Origin of the sequence: Erysipelothrix rhusiopathiae (assembly GCF_900637845.1) — a bacterium.
Lineage (GTDB): Bacteria > Bacillota_I > Bacilli_A > Erysipelotrichales > Erysipelotrichaceae > Erysipelothrix > Erysipelothrix rhusiopathiae.
In genome coordinates this window covers 1,351,868-1,373,253 of sequence record NZ_LR134439.1, presented here as the reverse complement: position 1 = coordinate 1,373,253, position 21,386 = coordinate 1,351,868, and the positions used below count along the sequence as shown (strand labels likewise).

The 21,386-nt window shown below is 35.9% G+C and carries 19 protein-coding genes, 1 tRNA gene, 1 other RNA gene and 1 pseudogene; 6 read left to right on the top strand and 16 right to left on the bottom strand.

Annotated features, from left to right (window positions below; genetic code table 11):
• The 4 genes and pseudogenes from EL194_RS06695 to EL194_RS06680 all read left to right on the top strand — a co-directional run bounded on the left by EL194_RS06695 (position 1) and on the right by EL194_RS06680 (position 4,505).
• On the top strand, positions 1 to 855 hold the full coding sequence (locus tag EL194_RS06695; RefSeq protein WP_003773332.1) for an ABC transporter ATP-binding protein: 855 nt from the start codon (positions 1 to 3) through the stop codon (positions 853 to 855).
• A complete protein-coding gene (locus tag EL194_RS06690; protein ID WP_003773328.1) occupies positions 848 to 1,948 on the top strand; it encodes an ABC transporter permease subunit in 1,101 nt (366 codons plus the stop codon). Before EL194_RS06695 ends, EL194_RS06690 begins: the two co-directional genes overlap by 8 nt.
• A 1-nt stretch (position 1,949) precedes the next feature.
• A complete protein-coding gene (locus tag EL194_RS06685; protein ID WP_003773326.1) occupies positions 1,950 to 3,236 on the top strand; it encodes a hypothetical protein in 1,287 nt (428 codons plus the stop codon).
• A gap of 101 nt (positions 3,237 to 3,337) precedes the next feature.
• Positions 3,338 to 4,505: pseudogene (locus tag EL194_RS06680) on the top strand (IS3 family transposase).
• Here EL194_RS06680 and EL194_RS06675 read toward each other — a convergent pair.
• The 7 genes from EL194_RS06675 to pepD all read right to left on the bottom strand — a co-directional run bounded on the left by EL194_RS06675 (position 4,485) and on the right by pepD (position 9,560).
• Positions 4,485 to 5,060 (bottom strand): replication initiator protein A, encoded by a 576-nt coding sequence (locus tag EL194_RS06675; RefSeq protein ID WP_003773319.1) that lies wholly within the window; start codon positions 5,058 to 5,060, stop codon positions 4,485 to 4,487. The pseudogene EL194_RS06680 and the gene EL194_RS06675 sit on opposite strands and share 21 nt — an antisense overlap.
• A gap of 177 nt (positions 5,061 to 5,237) precedes the next feature.
• The gene (locus EL194_RS06670) at positions 5,238 to 5,609 is read right to left on the bottom strand and encodes a helix-turn-helix domain-containing protein (protein ID WP_003773317.1); all 372 of its coding nucleotides are present in this window, start codon (positions 5,607 to 5,609) and stop codon (positions 5,238 to 5,240) included.
• 68 nt (positions 5,610 to 5,677) lie between these two features.
• A tRNA-Leu gene (locus EL194_RS06665) sits at positions 5,678 to 5,764 on the bottom strand.
• 128 nt (positions 5,765 to 5,892) lie between these two features.
• Complete coding sequence (locus EL194_RS06660) at positions 5,893 to 6,561, bottom strand: hypothetical protein (RefSeq protein ID WP_003773315.1); 669 nt, start codon at positions 6,559 to 6,561, stop codon at positions 5,893 to 5,895.
• Positions 6,562 to 6,632: 71 nt separating this feature from the next.
• Positions 6,633 to 7,493: an acyltransferase domain-containing protein gene (locus EL194_RS06655; RefSeq protein ID WP_003773314.1), complete on the bottom strand. Its 861-nt coding sequence runs from the start codon at positions 7,491 to 7,493 to the stop codon at positions 6,633 to 6,635.
• A 51-nt stretch (positions 7,494 to 7,544) separates the two neighbouring features.
• Entirely contained in the window at positions 7,545 to 8,018 is a 474-nt protein-coding gene (locus tag EL194_RS06650; RefSeq protein ID WP_003773313.1) for a PTS sugar transporter subunit IIA, read from the bottom strand.
• 111 nt (positions 8,019 to 8,129) lie between these two features.
• Entirely contained in the window at positions 8,130 to 9,560 is a 1,431-nt protein-coding gene (pepD, locus tag EL194_RS06645) for a beta-Ala-His dipeptidase (RefSeq protein WP_003773311.1), read from the bottom strand.
• Between the two features lie 96 nt (positions 9,561 to 9,656).
• On the opposite strand from pepD, the gene mscL reads away from it, so the two are divergent.
• Positions 9,657 to 10,064, top strand: coding sequence for a large-conductance mechanosensitive channel protein MscL (gene mscL, locus EL194_RS06640; RefSeq protein ID WP_003773309.1), 408 nt, complete (start codon positions 9,657 to 9,659; stop codon positions 10,062 to 10,064).
• Positions 10,065 to 10,221: 157 nt separating this feature from the next.
• Here the strand turns inward: mscL and recD2 are convergent, their stop codons facing one another.
• From recD2 to ssrS, 8 genes are all read right to left on the bottom strand, one after another.
• The gene (recD2, locus tag EL194_RS06635) at positions 10,222 to 12,357 is read right to left on the bottom strand and encodes an SF1B family DNA helicase RecD2 (protein ID WP_003773307.1); all 2,136 of its coding nucleotides are present in this window, start codon (positions 12,355 to 12,357) and stop codon (positions 10,222 to 10,224) included.
• A gap of 16 nt (positions 12,358 to 12,373) precedes the next feature.
• Positions 12,374 to 13,102, bottom strand: a complete 729-nt coding sequence (locus EL194_RS06630) for a CPBP family intramembrane glutamic endopeptidase (protein ID WP_003773306.1) — start codon at positions 13,100 to 13,102, stop codon at positions 12,374 to 12,376.
• A complete protein-coding gene (gene mnmA / locus EL194_RS06625; RefSeq protein WP_003773304.1) occupies positions 13,086 to 14,204 on the bottom strand; it encodes a tRNA 2-thiouridine(34) synthase MnmA in 1,119 nt (372 codons plus the stop codon). The genes EL194_RS06630 and mnmA overlap by 17 nt, the downstream gene beginning before the upstream one ends.
• Entirely contained in the window at positions 14,201 to 14,638 is a 438-nt protein-coding gene (gene spx, locus EL194_RS06620) for a transcriptional regulator Spx (protein WP_003773302.1), read from the bottom strand. The genes mnmA and spx overlap by 4 nt, the downstream gene beginning before the upstream one ends.
• A 113-nt stretch (positions 14,639 to 14,751) precedes the next feature.
• The gene (gene trpS / locus EL194_RS06615; protein ID WP_013852843.1) at positions 14,752 to 15,747 is read right to left on the bottom strand and encodes a tryptophan--tRNA ligase; all 996 of its coding nucleotides are present in this window, start codon (positions 15,745 to 15,747) and stop codon (positions 14,752 to 14,754) included.
• 1 nt (position 15,748) lies between these two features.
• Positions 15,749 to 16,465: a biosynthetic peptidoglycan transglycosylase gene (locus EL194_RS06610; protein WP_003773299.1), complete on the bottom strand. Its 717-nt coding sequence runs from the start codon at positions 16,463 to 16,465 to the stop codon at positions 15,749 to 15,751.
• A 40-nt stretch (positions 16,466 to 16,505) separates the two neighbouring features.
• The gene (locus EL194_RS06605) at positions 16,506 to 16,730 is read right to left on the bottom strand and encodes a YneF family protein (RefSeq protein WP_003773297.1); all 225 of its coding nucleotides are present in this window, start codon (positions 16,728 to 16,730) and stop codon (positions 16,506 to 16,508) included.
• A 77-nt stretch (positions 16,731 to 16,807) separates the two neighbouring features.
• Positions 16,808 to 16,960: non-coding RNA, 6S RNA (gene ssrS, locus EL194_RS06600), on the bottom strand.
• Between the two features lie 63 nt (positions 16,961 to 17,023).
• Between ssrS and EL194_RS06595 the strand changes: the two genes are divergently transcribed.
• The gene (locus tag EL194_RS06595; protein ID WP_034886520.1) at positions 17,024 to 18,709 is read left to right on the top strand and encodes a proline--tRNA ligase; all 1,686 of its coding nucleotides are present in this window, start codon (positions 17,024 to 17,026) and stop codon (positions 18,707 to 18,709) included.
• Between the two features lie 68 nt (positions 18,710 to 18,777).
• Here the strand turns inward: EL194_RS06595 and rspB are convergent, their stop codons facing one another.
• Positions 18,778 to 21,186: a sortase-dependent adhesin RspB gene (gene rspB / locus EL194_RS06590; protein WP_003773294.1), complete on the bottom strand. Its 2,409-nt coding sequence runs from the start codon at positions 21,184 to 21,186 to the stop codon at positions 18,778 to 18,780.
• Between the last annotated feature and the right edge of the window lie 200 nt (positions 21,187 to 21,386).

The following is a 21,386-nucleotide window of genomic DNA, read 5'->3' as shown; positions in this document are numbered from 1 at the left end:
ATGCTCATACAAATAAGTAATTTGTCCAAGATTTTCGGTGATAACATCGCATTGGATAATGTTAATTTATCAATAAAAGAAAAAGAAATAGTCGGTCTTTTAGGACCGAACGGTGCTGGAAAGTCTACACTTATGAAATGTTTGTGTAGCTTAATGAATCCCTCTTCTGGCACAGTTTGCACTTACAACTGCAGTATATCTTCAGTCATAGAAGGCCCCGGAGTATATTTAGATCTAACAGGACGACAAAATTTAAATTTTTTCGGATCTCTTAAGAAGGTTACACAAGAAAGAATTGACTTTTGTAGTGATTTAATTAAATTGGGAAGTAATCTAGATCGAAGGGTGTCAACATATTCGATGGGTATGAAACAGCGAATTGGTCTTGCTGTTGCTTTACTCAGCGAACCTGATTTGTTGATTCTAGATGAACCAACAAATGGATTAGATGTCGAAGGTATTACAGATTTTTTAGAGGTTTTGGAATTAATTCGTAGTAACTTTAACACAAGTATATTATTGTCGTCCCATAAACTTGATGAAGTCGCAAAAATCTCTGATCGTTTTGTCTTTATTGATAATGGAAAAATTCTTGGTGAAGTGGAAAACATCCCACAATACGAGAAGATCATTGATTTTAAAAGCAAACAAAATAAATCTAGTGATTTTTTTAATGAATACAATGTAACTAAAATTAACCACGATTCCTATAGAATGACCTTAGCAGATAATGAAAATTTAGACTGTGCAATAAATAAAATAATTAAAGAACAAAATACTATCATAGATATTGATAAAAAAATGATTGATTTAGAATCCATATATCTAAATATTATAGGTAATAAAAATGACTAAACTAATACTTTTAGAATTAAAAAAATCTATATTGCAGAAGAAAATGATTTATTTTATTCTCTTGGGTTTTTTAATTGTTTCTGTATTCTTGGGATTTATGTTTATACAAGAACAGCAATTTATAAGTTCAGAAAATAATTATTATGAGAACCTGAGTAGAGAGTATCAAAAACTGATTGACATCAATAGAAATCAAAAAAAAATAGGGGTTATTTCTAAAGATGAAATGGATTCCCGTAATAATTATTATAATAAAATGAGACAATATATCTATACACATGAAATGAGCATCAATAATAAATCTAAAAACATGGCTGATCTCCATCATACAAAAGACTTTTTGATTGAACAAAGTCACGGTGTGTCGTTAGAATTTGACGAAGTGATGATCAATAACCCTAAATGGGTAGATAAACTCGATAATGACTTAGAATTGACCGAGCTTTTAATAGAAAGAAATATAAAGCCCTACTATTCCCCTTACTCAATAAATAGCTTTAATTTATTATATCAAATGGTCGAATCCCCTGGCTTTATTGTTGCAATAATAATTTTGATATTATTGTTTTCTTCCGATTTTATAAGTGATGATTTTGAGTCAGGTGCATACAAAACCTATTATTGCAGAGGTGCAAATTTAAGAAAAATATATATTTCCAAATCAATAACGGGTCTGGTGTTCTGTTTTATGAATCTTATAATTCTAATTGTTTCATCATTTATTATTGGTTACGTAGTGGGTGGACTAGGAAATCCTCAGTACCCTGTTGTTACTCTTAATTCAAATCAAATCGTTCATATTAGAATTGGTTTATTAAAATTATTAGGTTTAGTTTTGATTAACGGACTGATTGGTCCAACAGTTGGATTGATACTAAAAAATAAAAACTCTATTTTAAATTATTCTATTATATATTGTTTTGTACTCTACATAAACACTACCATCACAAAAATAGAAATACTTAATTTTTTGCCAAGTAACGCACTTCTGTCAACGGGAAATACTTTGTATTTTTTATATAATATAATCTTTGCATTTTGTTTATGGTTTGTAGGACTATATGTCTTCGTCACAGTTAGGTGGGAGCGTTAACATGACTAATATAATAAAAAGTGACTTTATAAATTTCTACAAGAATACATTTTCTTATATTGTTATTATTTTGTTTACTATATTATCCATAACAATCCTTAATAGTTATGAAAATAAATACTTTGGTAATATTAACAACAACTCAAGGTTTGATTATCATATGAATAATGAATTTATTATGATGCTTTTTGAGGACTATGATGATTTGAATCGTGAGCTTAATCAGTATAATATTGAAATTACTAAAAATATACAAGATAAAAATATTGACGAATATTTAACGAACCAGGAAAAATTTGATTTTACTTACTTGTTAAATGTCTATAATTCCATGAGCAACGGTGAAAAAGAAAACTATGCTCAAAGAGTCGATTTACTTTACCAGATGATTAATGATAGGGGTTATCAGATTAACACGCATGAAAAAATGCATGGTATCGACCTAGAAACGTTTGATTATTTAGTATCCTCTCAATATGTCAATATGTATGGAAAGACCCTCGATCATACCCCCATAAAAGCATATCAGAATACTGGATCCAGTTCTATTTTTAATTATATTAGAGATATATTACCTGTTTTTCTTCCCCTTATGATACTAATAGTTTCACTCTTTGTATTCGGAAGAGATCGTAATAGTAAAATATATGCAACACTTTTGCAGTCGGTTTCGAGAAATTCTTTGTTTACAAGTAAAATAATCTCAATATCACTTATAGTTCTGTCCTTGGTAATCATACAGATAACTTCTCTATCTATATATTATGGTTTGACCTTTGGGTGGCAATTTGAGATTCCTACATTAATTAATAAGAACATGATGATTGATTCATCAAAGTTACATAAAATGATGTTTACATACTCAATCAAAACAACGACCATAAAAGATACTGCTGCTATAGGAATCAATGTGGTAGAATTTTTTGATCCAATTTATTATTCTGAAAATTTAGTATTTATTAAACTGAGCATATTTTTACTTGCAACAATTCCTCTTATAATTCTTAATATCATATTCTTAACTGTTTTGGTTATGTTACTTTACACATCGTGGTTAAAAAGCAATAAATTATTTCTTGAATCAACTATTATTGCAGGATTAATTCTTTTATTTTCCTTCTATTCTCCCTTAGGAACATATTCCCCATATTACTACCTAAACTGTGTTCATCTCTTATGTTCTTTCTTTTCTCCACCAATTTTACAAGGGTATCTTGTTTTTATAGGTTGGATACTCCTCTGTTTCGTAATATTATTTAAAATTTCTAGTCAAATAGATTTCAAATAATTACCTCTTTCAATCCAATTGGATTTGCTAAAACAAATACTGGACCGGCTACAATGTTATAGACAAATCTGTTAGTTAATATAAAATAACAGAAAGAGGATATTATCATGGAAAAAAGAACAAGAAGAAAATTTACTGATGAATTTAAAACACAAATTGTGAAATTGTATCAAGGTGGAAGATCTGCAGGTGACCTTGCGCGCGATTACGATTTGAATGAACAGCTGGTGTACCGATGGGTAAAACAACAGACTACTTCAGGATCTTTCAAAGCTGCTGTTAATAGAACTGACGAAGAAAATGAACTTATAAAGCTTCGAAAAGAAAACCAACAGTTAAAAATGGAAAATGATATTTTAAAGCAAGCGGCGCTGCCTCCTGTACTCTTCGAGTTTCGGGGCATAGTAGTACATTGATTATGGGACGAAAATAGAGATTATACGTAATAATTCGGATAAATATTCAATTTCTTCAATGTGTAAATATCTAAATGTAGCAAGAAGCGCAATCTATTCATACAGGCCAAAGATAAAAGAGTTTGATCACTTTGAAGATGAAGTTATTGATGTATTTTATAAGAGTCATTCGATATATGGCAGTAGAAAAATCAGGGCTGAGCTTCAAAGAAAAAGAATAAATACATCACGACGCAGTATATCAAGAATTATGAGAAAACATGAACTGGTGTCAGTTTATACTAAAAAGAAGTATCGAAATCATTCATCTGATGTCAACGAATCAAAAATTGAAAATTTAGTAAACCGAGATTTCAATGATAGAAGTAAGTTGCAGGTTGTTGTCAGTGATTTGACTTATGTAAGAGTTGGGAATAACTGGAATTATATTTGCATACTTTTAGACCTTCATGCGCGAGAAATAATTGGATCAAGTTGTGGTGAAAGGAAAACGCCATCTCTTGTCCTGGATGCCTTTACGAAAGTAGGCGGAAATCTATCTAATATAAAATATTTTCATACCGATAGAGGTTCAGAGTTCAAGAATTACAGCATTGGCGAAATGCTTGGAGCATTTGGGATTACACGATCACTTAGTGCGAAGGGTACACCTAATGACAATGCAGTAGCGGAAGCCACATTCAAGATTATTAAAACAGAGTTTGTAAGGAGACGATCATTTGAGAGTCTCGATGAGTTAAAGGAAGAATTATCGACATACATTTATTGGTTCAATCACAAACGCATTCACTCGACTCTGGGTTATTTGAGGCCAGTCGAATACCAACAAAGACTAACTAGTGATTTTGTCTAAAAAAGTGTTGCCATACCAAATATCAGTCTTATTACTATCAGTATAGATAGGGTAAAGATTCTTTACTTCAGGGATTTCTCCACTATTTAGTCGCTTATTTGTGCTTCTTTCATTAGCATTCGTTTCTTCTATCTTCTCTTTATCGTCTAAAGAATCACTAGGAAATTGAAAGTATTCATCTTCAATCATGTACATAAAAAATAAGTTTGGCTTTCTTAATCCCTGTCTTACTTCTTCTAGCAACCCATGTTCTTTTAATGCTTCCATTGCTTTAATTACTGTAGGTTTACTGACTTGTAACATGCGCATCATCTCTTCACGCGTATAGATGAGATATACTTCCCCATCATCAGTTAACCATCTGTTTTTTAGTGATAACTCGTGTCTATCTTTTAGCATGGCATAAAGTAACCGCGCATCACTATTTAAATCTTTAAACTCATCTGTAAACAGAAATTTAGGAACTTGAAAAAATGTACTATTAATCACATCACTAACATGAAATCGTCTTCTTTGCGTCATAATTACCCCTTCTTTCTTAATTCTTTGATGCATGCACTTACACATGAAATGTATTCAAGAACCTATAGATTCCTGCATCAATATAGATCTATGTCTCAACTTTAATCATTAAATTAAAGAAAAATGAAAAATAGTGTATTTGATTGCTGGATGTTGCAATATTCGCGTTGATTTTGAGTTGAGTTTACCTTATAATATTTTTACAAGCGGTCAGTTAATCTGGACACGCTTAAAAGCACAATTTACGCAATTATAAATTGCATATTGTGGTGAATCACTTATTAGATAGTGCGAATATCTAATAAGGTTGTAACGCAGGTTGGAGCCGTAAAGGCTCTTTTTTTTGCGTTTACTTAAACTCACCATATTATTGATGATTTCTTTCAATGTCACTCCAAGATTATTTAGGAGTTCATCAACAATATCTAATCGAACACCTCCAGAATTTGGATATTTTAGTTTCTGAATTGTCGAGTGTGAAACACCTGCTTTTTTGGCAAACCCTCTAACAGTCAAACCGTTTTTTTTTACTTCATCAGCCACAAACTCAGAAAGTATAAATCTGAGTGGCTTTCTTTCCATTTCATCACCTCCATAAGCACAAAAAAACTCTTGATTTAGATAAAATCAAGAGTCTGTATTTATGCATATGGTGCCCGAGGACGGACTCGAACCGTCATGAGTTTTACCTCGCTGGATTTTGAGTCCAGTGCGTCTACCGATTTCACCACTCGGGCTTGTTGTTTGCTTAATAATAATATCTTAAAAGGGGCTTAAATGCAACCTAAAACTTAAAGTATTTCACATTAATAACGAATTTATTTATTTCCAATGAAAATAAAAGAGTTCACGTATGTGAACCCTTCTATTTCTTTAAAATTTGATCTTTTAATACTTGGTATTGTTCTTTATTAATCTCGAGGGGTTCATGGCGCATAGCACGTTCAATTTCAGTAAGTGCGCGTTGGTCATGACCATTTTCTTCCAAGATCATCGCTTTACGGAAATACCAAACACCTTTAAGTTCCTCGGGGGATTGTTCGATCAAGGTGTCAATGGCAGCTAGTGAGTCCATATCGTGATTAATAAAAATTGATTCATCCAAATCCAGTTTCTCAAGAAGCTGGGTGCGATTATCCATATCTGATTCACGAATAAAGGTACGCAATGCTTCAAGTGCTTGTTTGGTGGATTCAACTTCATCACGCATCAATGCATATTCATAAAGTTTCATTAAGTACTCTAATTTTTGATTGCGGTTCATATGAAGTTTCTCCATACCCTGCGCAATGCTTTGAACCTGCTCACTGTCATTTACACTCATAAAATAATTAAGTTTAAAGAAGTTACGGTTAAATGTGGGGATGGTCAGCTTCGCAAGCCAACTATCAATGTTTTTCGTGAAGGTTGGGGTGTCACTTTCCATAAATGCTTTCATTGCCTTATCACTCGCTTTTTTACCCAGTAATCGGATTAAAAGTTGGATTGCGATAAATGCAACGACAAAGATCATAAATATTTTTAAGTAATCCATGGCTTCCTCCTATTTGGAATATCTAGTACTATAATAGACTATTTCACGTAATAATGAAATCCCTATCACCATTATTCGAAGCTTTCAAATTCGATAATCCCACATGCGACCCCAAGCATTTCCGGATGTTTGTATGCATCACGTTGTAATTGAGTTGTTTTGGCCATGCGACTGATTTCATACATATCGGTTGTCCCATAGATGCGTTCCAGTGCTTGATATCGGTTATGTGATGAAGCAATTACTTCAAAGCGATTTCCAAACTGAACGATATGGCTGTTTGGATCACCAATTAAAGCCATAATACCGCGATGAATTAACCATGTTCGGGTAATAAACGCTTTAAAATGATGTTCGGGGAAGGTCTTTGTAAAGAAGTCATGTGCTTGCTTGAGGGATGCATCGATGGCTTGTGGTGATAAATCGGCATCACGTTTGATGTGGATGTTAAGCATCATGGTGTATTCAGGAAAACGGTGTTTTTGTTGTTGGGGTAAGTGCATGGTGTCATGACCACTTCGTTCAATCTCCGCATAACTGAAGGGAAAGATTTGATAGCGCAAACTTCCAAGTTCAAACATTTCAAAACGGAACATAAAGCGTAACCAGATGACATCACTATCGCTGAGTCCATAATGATCATTGGATTTATGATAACGTTCAATACGATAGTTTAGGTCTTGAATGCTGGCGTTAAAGATTGCATCGTCAATACCACGCTGAATATATTGTGCTTTGAGCTCAGGAAGCATATAAAGCGTTCGCATGAGCCGTTCTTGGGGATTGAGTTTCAAGATAGGGAGTGCATTCTTTTCACCCGTATACGGCTTCTCACAGGTTTCCAAGACATATTGATAGTTATCATATTGTGAGATTAGGATTGAAATTGCATCGTCATTAAACTGTGCTGTTTTTAATAGTTTCTTAAGCATTAGGCCACCTCTTTCATAATTTGGAAAAAAAAGACATCATGAAGATGTCTTTTAAGCATTAATTGAGAAAATATCTTCAGACTCGGGTGTTACCGATTCCCCTTCTTTAAGAAGCGTAATGGATTGACCTGAAGTTAGAATAAAAGGACTTATTAAAGATTTTCCGTTTTCACGGATATAATCAAGATCCACAGTGGTTAACAGATCACCTTGGTTAACCTTATCCCCTTGCTTCACAACACCATTAAATCCTTTACCATTAAGTTCCACCGTATCAATTCCTAAATGAATTAACATCTCCACACCACTTGCATCCGTAATGCCAAAGGCATGACCTGTAGGAAAGACTAAGGTTACATCACCACTGATGGGTGCATAGACCTTCCCCTCAGTAAGTTCAAGGGCATAGCCATCCCCCATCATTTTGGTTGAGAACACTTGATCTGGTACATCCTTAAGGGCTAAGACGGTACCGGTACCAAATGAACGGTATGATTCTTTATTTTTTTTAAACAAACCAAACATAATATCGTCCTCCAATCGGTTTCTCTAATTTTATCATATTATTTTAAAAATATAATTGCTAAGTGTTTGAAATTTACGCATAAATTTCGTAAACGATTTCGGATATGGCGACTAAGCCTTGAAATCGTGAAGTGATTCAAGTAATGCCACCAAGAATTCGTAGGTACGGTCAAATGACGCAATATCCAAACGTTCATCCGGTGTATGAATATCAAACATAATTGGACCAAAACTTACGATATCGATATGAGGCATTTTACCCTTCCAAATTCCAAGTTCCATTCCACCATGTGTTGCTTCGGTTTCCATGTCTTGACCACGAAGTTCTTTATAAACACTCATTGTACGTTCGCGTAGTTTTGACTTCGCATCATAGTTCCATCCAGGGTAACGTGATGTAAACTCGGTCTCAAGATCATTTTGTGCTGCAATCCACTCAACTTGACGCATTACCGTATCTAAGACAAACGCTTGGGTTGCACGAATCGACATGGTGATTTCAAGTTCTTTTTCGTCTAAACGAACCGTTCCAATATTTGAAGACGTGATGACCAGGCCTTCAATTGCTTTACTCATTTGAATTACACCGTAAGGAAGCATAAAGAGTGCATCCACAACACGAAGTGTGTCTGCTTCACATAAAGCTCGAGTTGTATGACCTTCTGTTAAGGTAAAGTTTAAACCGACATCACTGAATTCATATTGTTCTTTAAAGCCTGCTTCCATTTCTTTAAACCATGCTTTAAATCCTTCAATATCTTTCATAGCTAAGGTGAAATCATGTTCACGCGTAATCGCGTTCATTTTTAAACCACCCTCTGCGGCAACCACACGGAAATCAAAGTGATCGAGTGCACGACGCATAATGATTCCTGCAATCTTGGAAGCATTCCCACGCTCTTGATCAATTTCACCACCTGAGTGACCGCCTAAAAGACCACGAATCGATACGGTAATTGTATCCGAATCAACATCTTCAAATTGTACTGCCTTCGCAAGACGTGCACGCACACCCCCACATGAGGATACATACGTTTCAACTTCACCCGATCCATCCAAACCAATGCATAATTCTGACTTAAGCATTGATGTATCAAGTTCAGTCGCACCCGTTAATCCCGTTTCTTCTTGGACCGTAAAAACACATTCAAGGGCAGGATGTCCCGTTTCTGAGTCCGCTAAAATCGCCATCATATAAGCAACCCCAGCACCATCATCAGCACCCAGTGTTGTATTATTTGCATAAAGCATCCCATCTTTAATGATCAGTTCGATTGGATCCACATCGAAATCATGATCACTGTCTTTGTTTTTTTCCGCAACCATATCTGTATGGGATTGAAGCATTACAGTCGGTGCATTTTCATAACCTTGAGTTGCCGGCTTAAAAATAATCACATTCCATAATTCATCTTGGATGTAGTTTAACCCTAATCCTTTCGCAAAATCAACTAAGTGATTACTGATTGCTTCTTCATTAAACGAAGCACGAGGAATCGCACTGATTTCTCTAAAATATTTCATTACAACTGATTCACTCATAAAAGACCTTCTTTCTTGTTATTTGTCGTATAAATCATATCACATTCCTTTGAAATATCACATAAATCAATTATATTATTAATAAGGAGGAGCAGTATGAAAAAATTTATCACAGAATTCAAAGAATTCGCAATGCAAGGGAATGTGATTGACATGGCAGTTGGGGTTGTTATCGGGGGTGCGTTTGGGAAAATCGTAACGTCACTGGTAGCAGATATCTTTACACCACTCATTAGTTTATTAACCGGGGCCGCAAACTTTGAGGACTTGAAATGGGTTATTAAACCTGCAGTCGGTGAAACACCAGCCGTTGTCATGAGTTACGGAAACTTCCTACAATCAACAATCGACTTTATTGTTATTGCTTTATGTATCTTCATGGTAATCCGCGCTATGAATAAATTTAAAAAAGCACCTGAAGTTGTGGAAGAAGCACCCGCACCAAAATCAGATGAAGTTGTCTTACTTGAAAACATCTTAGAAGAACTTAAGAAAAATAAATAATCGCTGAAAAAGCATAAAAAAATAACACCTATTATAAGCGGTGTTATTTTTCTTATAGTAGTATTATAGCTACCATAATAGATTTTGTCTCCCAAACTAAATCCACCATGTCTAAGATTCATCACGTCTCAGACAAATCTATTATATCAAATTTTTCTTACTTTTCAAATGCTTCTTGCAAGCGTTCGGTTAAGTATGTATTGCGTTTGGCTTCATGGTGATTTTTAACCGCAGTATTAAAGGCTTCCAATTCACCAACTAAGACCAATGATTTCGAAGAGCGCGTTGCTCCGGTATAGTAAAGACGACGTGATAACATGCGGTAAAAATCACGCACCGCTACAAGAATGACAATGGGATATTCCGATCCTTGTGCTTTATGAACACTCATCGCATAAGCATGCGTAATGTTTATATAGGAAGATGGCTCATACTCGACGAAGTTTCCGTCAAAATCAACGACCAAACGTTTGGCTTCAACTTCCACAAGCATCCCAATATCCCCATTAAATACAAAATCATCCGGTTGATTTTTAAGTTGAAGGATTTTATCCCCTTCCCTAAAAATACGTGTCCCATACATAATCTGTGCTTTTTGAGGACTCTCAGGATTACACATTTTTTGAAGGAAGTGATTTAAATTATCAATCCCAGCCGGTCCCGAGTACATGGGTGCTAAGACTTGAATATCGCTTAAATCATAACCGCGTTGCATGGCTTCATCCACAACCTTTAAGACAATATCTTTGACACTGCCATAACGGCTATCAAAGAAACGGACATCACGATGATAATTTGAAACATCCAGAAGACCTTGATTCATATTGACGGCTAAGTCGATAACTTCAGATCCAGCCTCTTGACGGTAGTTTCGTTCTAATGAAATTGTTTTAAATACCTTTGATGCAATTAAATCCCCCAATACAAAACCACTGCTCACTGATGGAAGCTGATCTTTATCACCCACAAACAGCAGTTTTTTTACCTTCTCCGATGCTTTTAAGATATGAGCAAGAAGCCATGTATCCACCATTGAAAACTCATCGATAATTAAAATATCGGTTTCTAATGGGTTTTCTTCATGCATACCAAACTTATTGGATTCCAAATCCCATTTAAGTACAGAGTGAATCGTAGCGGCTTGGACGTTGGTTAATTCTTCCAAGCGTTTTGCGGCACGTCCAGTCGGCGCACACAAGGTAATGTGTAACCAGGGACAATTTGCTTGGAGTAATGTGACCACACCTGAAAGCAAGGTACTTTTCCCCGTTCCCGGTCCACCGGTTAAAATCATGACATCTTCACGTAAAAAGGACTCAATGGCTTCACGTTGGGTATCATCAAATTCAATGCGTAACTGTGATTCAATCGATGCAATTTTAGATTCCAAATCATCCAAATCAAAATCATAGCCTGAGTATTTAAAATCCTTAAGGGTTTGGGTAACATAAACTTCACTATCATATTGTGTACGGTGGTAAAGACGGTCACCATCTTCAACCAATTCACCGCTTTGAACCAGAGCTTGATACGCCGATTCAACACGCTCTGCATCGCCCATTCGTACCCCATCAAACAATTTGTCTTTGGTTATAAAACTGTCGCCAGCCCCCAAACAAATTGTTTTATAACGGTCAAGGACCAGTGCCTCAACTCGCAAGGGATCATCAAGTGCATAGCCAAGCGACATTGCGACTTTATCGGCCGTTTTAAATCCAATACCATCGACGTCATAAACAAGACGATAAGGATTTTCACGAATTACTGAAATCGCATTATCACCATATTCTTTGGTTATTTTAATAATTTGCTTATTCCCAAGTCCATGGGCAAGCAAAAACGATACCGCATCTTCTTGCGCATCTTGTTTTCGAATCACTGAAATAATCATTTCCGCTTTTGCTGCAGTGATTCCCTTAACTTCAAGTTTAAAGGACTCATCTTCACGAATTTGATCTAATACATCTTCGCCATAGGTATCCACAACTGCGGTTGCCGTTTTTTGGCCAATACCAGGAAAATTGGGTCCACTTAAAAAACGAATAATGAAATCACGGTGTTGGGGAAGCATTTGTTTAAAGGCAATGACATCAAACTGCATGCCATAACGTGGATCTTCAACGTAATCCCCTGTAAACTCATAAAACGAATCCAGCTCTAAAGTCGCTAAAGGGCCCTTAATGGTCATCGGTTTTTGATTGCTATTGAAAAGAACAATCCGGAAAATACCATATCCAGATTGTTCATTTTTAAATATACATGTTTCGACAGATCCTTTAATCGTTTGTTCCATAATATTGACCTCAAATCTAACCTAAAAACATTGGTAAAATTACAGTTAATGTTGCGAAGGCATTGTTCAACATATGGACAAAAATTGCCCCCCATATTGAACCGGTTACCTCAAATGCCATAATCATAAAAATTGCCATACCTGAATAAGGAATCAAGTAAATCAGTTGCGTTAAATCTCCAGTTGTCATCATGCTGGGTAAGATATGGATTAACCCAAAAAGAAAACAGGATATCGCAATGCTTGAATAATATGATTTTTCAGAACGAAGGGATTGGTATAATGCTCCGCGAAAGACAATTTCTTCCACGATTGGCGCAAAAACAATCGTCGCAAACATATTCAGAAACGGAAAATTACGTAACCCTTCATTAACCGCATTTTGATTTGCACTGACCGTACCACTTCCTAGAATTAATTGAACCAACAAGCCCAATGCAATATTAAATAAAAGCAAAAGACCCGCAATCCTAAAAACAGGAATTATATTTGTACGTATGTTTCGTTTAAAGAAATAATAGCTTGCACGTAATTGTCGATGTACAATTGCAACCGTGGATATCAGCGTAAAAAGATAGATAAACATTGCGACACGAGGTGTCACAACAGTTTGGGAACCACTAACCAAAGCTCCTAAGCGTGGGTAAAGGTATTGATATCCACAAAAATAATTTATAATCACAAGAATCAATTGCAGGGGTGTAAATTCAAACCGTCCCTGATCAAGATCATAATTTCGAATCATACTTCACTTCGTTTCCATCAGTATCAAATACACGATCAATACGACCACCACCAAGGCATTCTTCACCAAGATAGAAAACCGCTTCTTGCCCCAACGTTACCGATTTCACATCATCAATCATTTCAACACGTAATCGAGTCTCATCAAGCCATGAAATACGAACTTTAATATCTTTTTGACGGTATCTAAATTTTGCGGTACATTCAAGATCTACTTTTTCATCCGTAAACCAGTTCATTTCCGCAATCTCGGCAGCACCTGCAAAGAGCATCGGATGGTCTGCACCTTTTCCAACATAAATACGGTTTGTTGATAGGTCTTTCCCCACCACAAACCATGGACCTACTGCTGTACTGATATCTAAACCATGACGTTGCCCTATTGTATAGAACATAACACCTTGATGTTTTCCAAGTACTTTTTGTGTATCCACATCAATAATATCCCCTTCCACATCCTTAAGATAGTTTTTGAGGAAATCACGATATTGACGTTCACCTATAAAACAGATACCCGTAGAATCTTTTTTGGTTGCTACCGGTAAATCTAATTCTAAGGCGATACGGCGAACTTCATCTTTAGTCAAAGAACCTAATGGGAATAATACCCGTGGTAAGACTTCCGGACGTACACGACTTAAAAAATACGTTTGATCTTTGTTTTGATCTACAGCACGGTACATTTTCCCATCACGTGTGATGGCATAATGACCCGTCGCAAGTGCTTCAAAACCATTCGCATCCATAAAATCATAGAATGCATCAAACTTCACAAAACGATTGCATAAAATATCCGGATTCGGAGTATTCCCGCGTTCTGTTTCTGCTAAGAAAAATGAGAACACATGATCCCAATATTCTTTAACGTAATCCACGCGAAGTAATTCTAAACCTAAATGGTCAGCAACACGTTTCGCATCATCATAGTCCACTTCTTGTGAACACATATCATCTTTAATTGTTGGGTTTCCCAGAATATCATTATTCGCAAAAGAATCCCAGTTACGCATAAAAGCGCAAGTAACATCATGTCCTTGCGATTTTAATATATGAGCCGCGACTGCGCTATCGACGCCTCCAGATAAACCTACTAATACTTTCATTTTTCATCATCTTTCATTGCCATGCTGCATGACCCATACTTTGGACAGGTTGGATCACACGAATGTCTGTTTGCCGAACGTAATTCCGGCGGTAGAAATGCATCGATTTCTTCTTCATCATACCCCACTAAGAATGATTTATCATTCATAATGATTGGACGTTTTAAAACGGATGGATGTCGTTGAATAAATGTAATTAATTCACTCATCGATAATTCCTCTAAATCAAGTTGTGATTCTTGCATCACTTTCGAACGTTTAGAGATAATATCTTCCGTACCGTTTTCACTTCGCATAAGTAAATGTTTAATTTCTTTTTCGCTAAGAACCGATGTAAATATGTTTTTTTCAATAAATTTTAAATTCCGATCTTTAAGCCATTGTCGAACTTTTCGACACGACGCACAACCAGGAGATGAATAAAGAACAATCATGTGCAAACCTCCCTTTTAATCAATTATACATTTTATATGTATATTTTGAAAGACCTAGAAAATAATTCTAGGTCATAATTCATGAATCTTTTTGATATTTATGATAAGTGAACTTAGTCGCGTTTCCAATCAAGACCAAATTTTGCTTGGACATCATGCAATGTCGCTTGAGCTTGAGGACGAACACGGGATGCGCCTTCCGCTAAAACATCATTAAGCGTATTGGATTCAATGCACTCGTGATAACGTGCTTGAATCGCCTCTAATTCAGCGCAAACAACGTCTGCGACTGCCTTTTTGAAGCTTCCATATTGTTGGCCTTCAAATGCTTTTACGGCATCATCAATACTGATTTCTTTCAATGAAGCATAGATCGTCAACAAGTTCGCAACCCCTGGTTGGTGTTCTGGATCATATTGCACAACACCAATACTATCGGTCACTGCAGACATAATTTTCTTACGTGCTTTTTTAGTGTCTTCTTTTAAATAAATGACACCTTTGTCCCCTTCGCGATCGGATTTACTCATTTTCTTGCTTGGATCTTGTAAGGACATAATGCGTTTTCCAACCTTCGCAATGACCGGTTCTGGAATTTTAAACGTTTCCCCAAATCGATTATTAAAGCGTTCGGCTGTATCACGTGCTAATTCAACATGTTGTTTTTGATCTTCACCAACAGGTACAAGTTCTGCGCCATGAATTAAAATATCGGCTGACATTAAGGTTGGATACGTATAAAATCCTGCACTTAAGGAAACACCACTGTCTTTTTTATCTTTATATTGAGTTTGTCGGTTTAATTCACCCATTGGGGTAACACACGATAATAAGAAACCAAGTTGCGCAATCTCAGGAACATCACTTTGAAGAAAGATGTCCGTTTTTTGCGGATCAAGACCACATGCAAGATAAAACGCTAAGGCATCTCTTAAATTTGTCTCGAGTTCTTTTGGATCAATAGGCATGGTAACGCAGTGTAGATTCGCAATAAACACACTCAAATCGTATTCATCTTGGGAAGATACAAATGGCTTTAACGCGCCAATATAGTTTCCTAATGTTAATTGTCCTGTTGGTTTAATACCACTAATCATTCTTTTTTTCATTTCATTGTCCTCCATAAACATCCATTAAATAGATTTCTTCGGCACGTTCTGCTGTAATTTCTTGGGCATCGACCAAACGATTTAATACATGACGTTGCCGTGCTTTAGCCGCCTTGAAATTTGAGCTTAAGGCGTAATACGACGGTGATTGTGGCAAGCCCATTAAAAGGGTAGCCTGGCCTTCATTCAGTTCTGTAGGAAGAACGTCAAAGTACCCCATGCTAGCATGATAAATCCCAGTATAACCATCACCGTAATAGATTATATTAAGATACATCTCCAAAATTTCTTCTTTTGTATACGTTAAAAGCAAGTCACGCGTTACAAAATATTCTGATACTTTCCGCACAAAAGAGGCGTCGTGATCAAAATATATATTTTTAGAAACTTGTTGGGGAATGGTTGATCCCCCTTCCACAAGTTTACGACTTTGAATATTATGAACAATCGCACGTAAAACCGCACGTACATCCATCACCGATTTCCGGCTAAACAAACGGGTATCTTCCGTTGCCACCATGGCTTTCAAGGCAATGTCTGGAATTTCATCGATTGTTGTATATGCTTCATCTTTTTTTAATTCGATTAAAACCGTATCAATTGGTTTTTTCTGAATTACCAATTGATACTCTTTGTATCCGAAAAATATGATGACCCCCGCAACCACCAAGGCAACGGTCACAATCATTAATACAAGCTTTCGTATCAATTTTCTCATATTCACACATCGTAATAAAAAACACAGTCGCCTGTGTTTTTTATTGTCCCATCGACTTCATGATTTGACGAATTTGCGCTTCAGACGGTTTACGTCCCATTTGCATGTACATCGCACGAATCATTTTTTCGTTAATTGGTGGGTTTTCTTTTAATTGTTTTTCAAAAATCTTCTTAGTAACAAAGAAAGCAATTAAAGCACCAACTGCTCCTCCTAAAAGAAAATAAACAATTGATAAACCTGTTGTACTTATTAGTGTTAACATACTCTCACCATCCTATATCTATCTATATTTTATAACGATTCCTTGATAAACACAAGGACCGATTTAATCATTCAAAATAAAAACCCAAAGGGTTGATATTATTCCCTGTGTTAACAGGTGGGTATCCTGTTATGTGTTTAGGATTCTAATAAATTAGCTTTCACACCACGCATAAACATCCAGATTCCCTTATATCAAAGTGTCGGAAATATATTTCCCTTTGGGCACCACTATTATAACACACAATTCATGGTTTCGTGATATACTATATGAGAAAATTACGAGGTGAATGTATGAAATTAAGTAAAAGTTTCTTTTATACCATTAGGGAAGATGTTCGTGATGAAGATTCTACCAGTGGTAACCTACTCGTTCGAGCTGGGTATATTAAAAAAAGTTCTTCCGGGGTATATATGTATATGCCACTCGGTTTAAAAGTTAAAAATAAAATCGAAAATATTATCCGTGAAGAGATGAATGCCATCGATGCACAGGAAATGACCATGCCTACTTTGATTCCTGAAGATGTTTATGTAGCCTCAGGACGTCGTGATATTATTGGTACAAGCATGTTCCAATTGGATGACCGTTTTAAAAAACCATTTGTTTTAGGTCCTACGCATGAAGAGTTGTTTGCGCAAGCAGCACAAATGAAAATTCGTTCGTATAAAGATATGCCATTTAGCCTTTATCAATTTCAAACGAAATTTAGAGATGAAGCACGTCCTCGTTTTGGTTTAATTCGTGTTCGTGAGTTTGTGATGAAGGATTCCTATACCTTTGATGCTGATCTTGAATCTGCAGATAAGTCCTATGACGCAATGTTTGAAGCATACAAACGCATCTTTGATCGTGTTGGATTGGATTATCGTATTGTTCGTGCAGATACAGGTATTATGGGTGGATTGCTCTCTGAAGAGTTCCAAGCTGTTACTGATATCGGTGAAGACATCTTAGTGCTTGGCGAAGAGACTGGATATTCAAGTAACCTTGAAGTTGCGGAAAACGTATATCGTATTCAATCTGATGAACCATTCTTAAGTAAAGAAAAAGTCTACACACCAAATGCACGTACGATTGAAGAGGTTGCTGAGTTTTTAAAACAACCGGTTCAAAAATTTGTTAAAACATTAATTTATCGCTTGGATGATCAATATGTTGCAGTTTGTGTACTAGGTGATCGCGATGTAAACGAAACAAAACTTGCGAAATTATACAAAGCAACTGAAGTTGAACTCGCAGACTTTGAACACGTTCAAAAACATACAGGTGCTTCTGTTGGATTTGCAGGACCTGTAGGTCTTGAAATTGATGTTGTTGTTGATAAGATGATTGAAGGATTACGAAATTTCACAGTTGGTGCAAATGAAAATGACCACCACTTCATTAATGTGAATCATTCTGATTTTGAGGCAACACACATTATTGACGTATCAAATGTTAAAGAAGGCGATCCAAACCCAGATGGTAAAGGTGTGCTTACATTCTCAAAAGGGATTGAAGTTGGAAATACCTTTAAACTGGGTACAAAATACTCAAAAGCTATGGGTCTTGAATACTTAGATCAAAACAATAAACTTCAAGATGTATATATGGGTTCTTATGGGATTGGATTGGGTCGTACCCTTGCAGCTGTTGTTGAACAAAACAATGATGAAAATGGTATTGTATGGCCAATGAATCTTGCACCATTCCAAGTAGCAATCGTTGTTATCAATAATAAAAACGAAGAACACATGGCCTTTGCAGATGATCTCTATCAAGAATTAAGCCAAGCTGGACTTGAAGTAATTCTCGATGACCGTAAACAACGTCCTGGTATTAAGTTTAACGATATGGATCTAATTGGTGTTCCATTACGAATTACGGTAGGACGTGATGTGGAACACGGTGAAGTCGAACTTAAAGAACGTAAATCAGGTAATGAACAAAAAATTAAACGTGAAGACATTCTGAATGTCCTCAAATCTTATATGTAAAAAAACAAAAACTGGATAATTAGGTCCAGTTTTTGTTTATGCCTTTATAAAAAAAGAAGCCGAAGCTTCTATTCTTTTTCCTCACGATGATGTTTCAATACAAACATTCCGATTCCTGAGATTAATAATAAACTACCGTAAAGTAAGACATTGTTTGCACTTACGCCTGTTTGTGGTAGTTGTTCTTTACGAACACCTAATACTTCAGGTTTTGTTGGTTCTACGGGTTTTGTAGGTTTTACGGGTTTTGTAGGCTCTACAGGTTTTGTAGGCTCTACAGGTTTTGTAGGCTCTACAGGTTTTGTAGGTTTAGTTGGTTCTTTTGGTTCATGTGGATCTACAATAACAGGTTTGTCATAGTAGTTTGTAACGGTTAATCCGTCTTCACTATAAACCGCAACATAACCTTTAGGTACGTCCAATTCTTTAATGGTATAAACATAGTCTTTACCATTTGGATCTGTTTTAGGTAAGTCTTCAAACACTGCTGTTTCTTCACCATTTACTAGATCTACCGTAATGCCCATTTCAATACCATCACGTACTAAACCAAATGTGATTGTAGGTTTAACACTTGGACCACCGTCCCAGATTTTATGTGCAGTAATATCAATTTTCTCGACGATAAAGTGATTTGTAATTGTGAGTGCATCAGTTTGTTCCATTTCATATCCTTCAGGAACATTAACTTCTTTAGCAGAATAAACAATTTCTTTTCCTGCTTCATCAAAGATTGGTAAATTCTTAAATGTTACCACATTAGTACCTGATGTTAATGTTTCAAGATGATTTTCAAGTGCAATATCATTTGCATACAGTTGAATTTGGATGGTTGGGTGAACCGCAGGTCCACCAACCCATACTTTGTTTACAGCTACATCACGTAGGTTATAGGTATTGGTTACTTCAAGTCCATTTTCAAGTTTGATATAGTTCTCTAAATCTGTTGTTTCCTTAACGGAATATGTATATTCATTGCCTTCTTTGTCGAATTTTAACTGTTTTCCAAAATCAGCGGTTGTTTGACCATCAACCAATTCAATGGATGCACCGTCAACACGTTCTGTAACACCCTTTGCGCTACGGTATAGATCAAAGGTTACTGTAGGACGTGGTGATGAACCACCCACCCATTTCTTTGTCGCTACAACATCAACACGTTGATAATCGTTGTAGATTGACTTCGATTGGGATTTTTCAGTCATTTCAATTTGATATTCTGTTGTATCTAACTCAAAACCATCACGTGTTTTGATTTCTTTTAAGGTATAACTACCCGGTTCAAGATTAAAATCAAAGATACCATCTTCATTGGTGATTCCTTCAATTTTCTTTCCATCTTTATCTGTAATCTCAAAGGTAACGCCTTCAAGAACTTCATCTGTATCTTTAATAAATTTTTGCACGCGGAATACACCTTTATCCTTCATTTCACCACCGATTGTTGCATCATCAAACATATTCACAACCGATGTATCAGTATAATGCTTTGGTGTATCCGTTACAAGATTTCCCGATTCATCTTTATATTCAATTGTTGACGAGTTTTTATAATTTTCAAGTTTCTTATCAAAAGCACGCGTATCATAAGTAACTGTAAATGTTGTCTTTGCTGCTTTTTCTTTTGGAATCATGACTGTTAAGACTTGACCTTCTACAGTAATTGTTCCGTATTCCTTATTAAATGCTTCAGCACTAATATGTTTGAGTTCTCCATTCGCTTCAACATCAACCATAATCGATCCATCAACCAGTTTATGACCTTCACCAATTGTATCGATTACCTTAACATCAGATTGTACTGCTTCTTTAGGACTGTTGATGTTTAACCACCAGTTCATATCGCCATGAACTTCTGTGGAGAATGTTCCTGTTTTCCAGTAAAAGATTGGACTTGGTTCGACACCTGTAGGGGTTCCAGGTTGTGAGATTGTAATCATTTGCTTATCCAATGAACCCAATCCAAGATTGGTAGGAAGTTCCGCAATTTTATCATCTTCACCACGATATGCATTATCGTATACTGATTTTAGATTAATCGTACCTGTAACGTTTTCAAGTTGAAGTACGTCTTCCATAAATTCAAAATGGATGTGACTTCCATTAAAGGTTAACTCACCAAGAGTAATTTCTTTTCCGTTTTTATCCTTAGCAAGTACAGGCATTTTTGAACCCATAGCACGAAGGGAACGTAAGCTAACTTCATCATTACTTGGTAATGTTAAGTCAAAGAAGTCTCCAGGTTTAAATTTAACTTTTTGACCGTTGTTCATATCACTGAACGCCAAGTTAAATTCGATCGGTTGACTTGGATTGTTAATTAATCCCTTAGGATTAACGTCGAATTGGGTAAAGATCGCTTCGTTTGTATAATCTTTAGGACTGCTTGATGCATTCACATTTGTTGTAATACCCGAAACGATTAGAACTAAGGCTATTAGTGACCTTAGAATCAACTTTTGCTTCATGTTTTTCATATTCTCTCCTTTGCTTGTGAACTTTCATAACCTGCTCACAATCTCTTTGTATATGTAGTATATGCGGTTTGTCACAAAACTTACACATTTTTGCACCTTTTTGTCACAAAGTTTTCACGATTCCTTACAAAATGTATCTAATGAACAAACTCAAGCATTTGTTCACTTATTTATGCAGTGTAACACACATCTTTTTGCAC

Coding starts and splice junctions, on each gene's coding strand:
- rspB (WP_003773294.1), bottom strand. CDS start 21,186: ATGAAAAACATGAAGCAAAAGTTGATTCTAAGGTCACTAATAGCCTTA.
- EL194_RS06650 (WP_003773313.1), bottom strand. CDS start 8,018: ATGTTTGGTTTGTTTAAAAAAAATAAAGAATCATACCGTTCATTTGGT.
- EL194_RS06660 (WP_003773315.1), bottom strand. CDS start 6,561: ATGGATTACTTAAAAATATTTATGATCTTTGTCGTTGCATTTATCGCA.
- EL194_RS06595 (WP_034886520.1), top strand. CDS start 17,024: ATGAAATTAAGTAAAAGTTTCTTTTATACCATTAGGGAAGATGTTCGT.
- EL194_RS06685 (WP_003773326.1), top strand. CDS start 1,950: ATGACTAATATAATAAAAAGTGACTTTATAAATTTCTACAAGAATACA.
- EL194_RS06610 (WP_003773299.1), bottom strand. CDS start 16,465: ATGAGAAAATTGATACGAAAGCTTGTATTAATGATTGTGACCGTTGCC.
- spx (WP_003773302.1), bottom strand. CDS start 14,638: ATGATTGTTCTTTATTCATCTCCTGGTTGTGCGTCGTGTCGAAAAGTT.
- EL194_RS06655 (WP_003773314.1), bottom strand. CDS start 7,493: ATGCTTAAGAAACTATTAAAAACAGCACAGTTTAATGACGATGCAATT.
- EL194_RS06675 (WP_003773319.1), bottom strand. CDS start 5,060: ATGCATCAAAGAATTAAGAAAGAAGGGGTAATTATGACGCAAAGAAGA.
- mnmA (WP_003773304.1), bottom strand. CDS start 14,204: ATGAAAGTATTAGTAGGTTTATCTGGAGGCGTCGATAGCGCAGTCGCG.
- EL194_RS06670 (WP_003773317.1), bottom strand. CDS start 5,609: ATGGAAAGAAAGCCACTCAGATTTATACTTTCTGAGTTTGTGGCTGAT.
- EL194_RS06690 (WP_003773328.1), top strand. CDS start 848: ATGACTAAACTAATACTTTTAGAATTAAAAAAATCTATATTGCAGAAG.
- mscL (WP_003773309.1), top strand. CDS start 9,657: ATGAAAAAATTTATCACAGAATTCAAAGAATTCGCAATGCAAGGGAAT.
- recD2 (WP_003773307.1), bottom strand. CDS start 12,357: ATGGAACAAACGATTAAAGGATCTGTCGAAACATGTATATTTAAAAAT.
- pepD (WP_003773311.1), bottom strand. CDS start 9,560: ATGAGTGAATCAGTTGTAATGAAATATTTTAGAGAAATCAGTGCGATT.
- EL194_RS06630 (WP_003773306.1), bottom strand. CDS start 13,102: ATGATTCGAAATTATGATCTTGATCAGGGACGGTTTGAATTTACACCC.
- EL194_RS06605 (WP_003773297.1), bottom strand. CDS start 16,730: ATGTTAACACTAATAAGTACAACAGGTTTATCAATTGTTTATTTTCTT.
- trpS (WP_013852843.1), bottom strand. CDS start 15,747: ATGAAAAAAAGAATGATTAGTGGTATTAAACCAACAGGACAATTAACA.
- EL194_RS06695 (WP_003773332.1), top strand. CDS start 1: ATGCTCATACAAATAAGTAATTTGTCCAAGATTTTCGGTGATAACATC.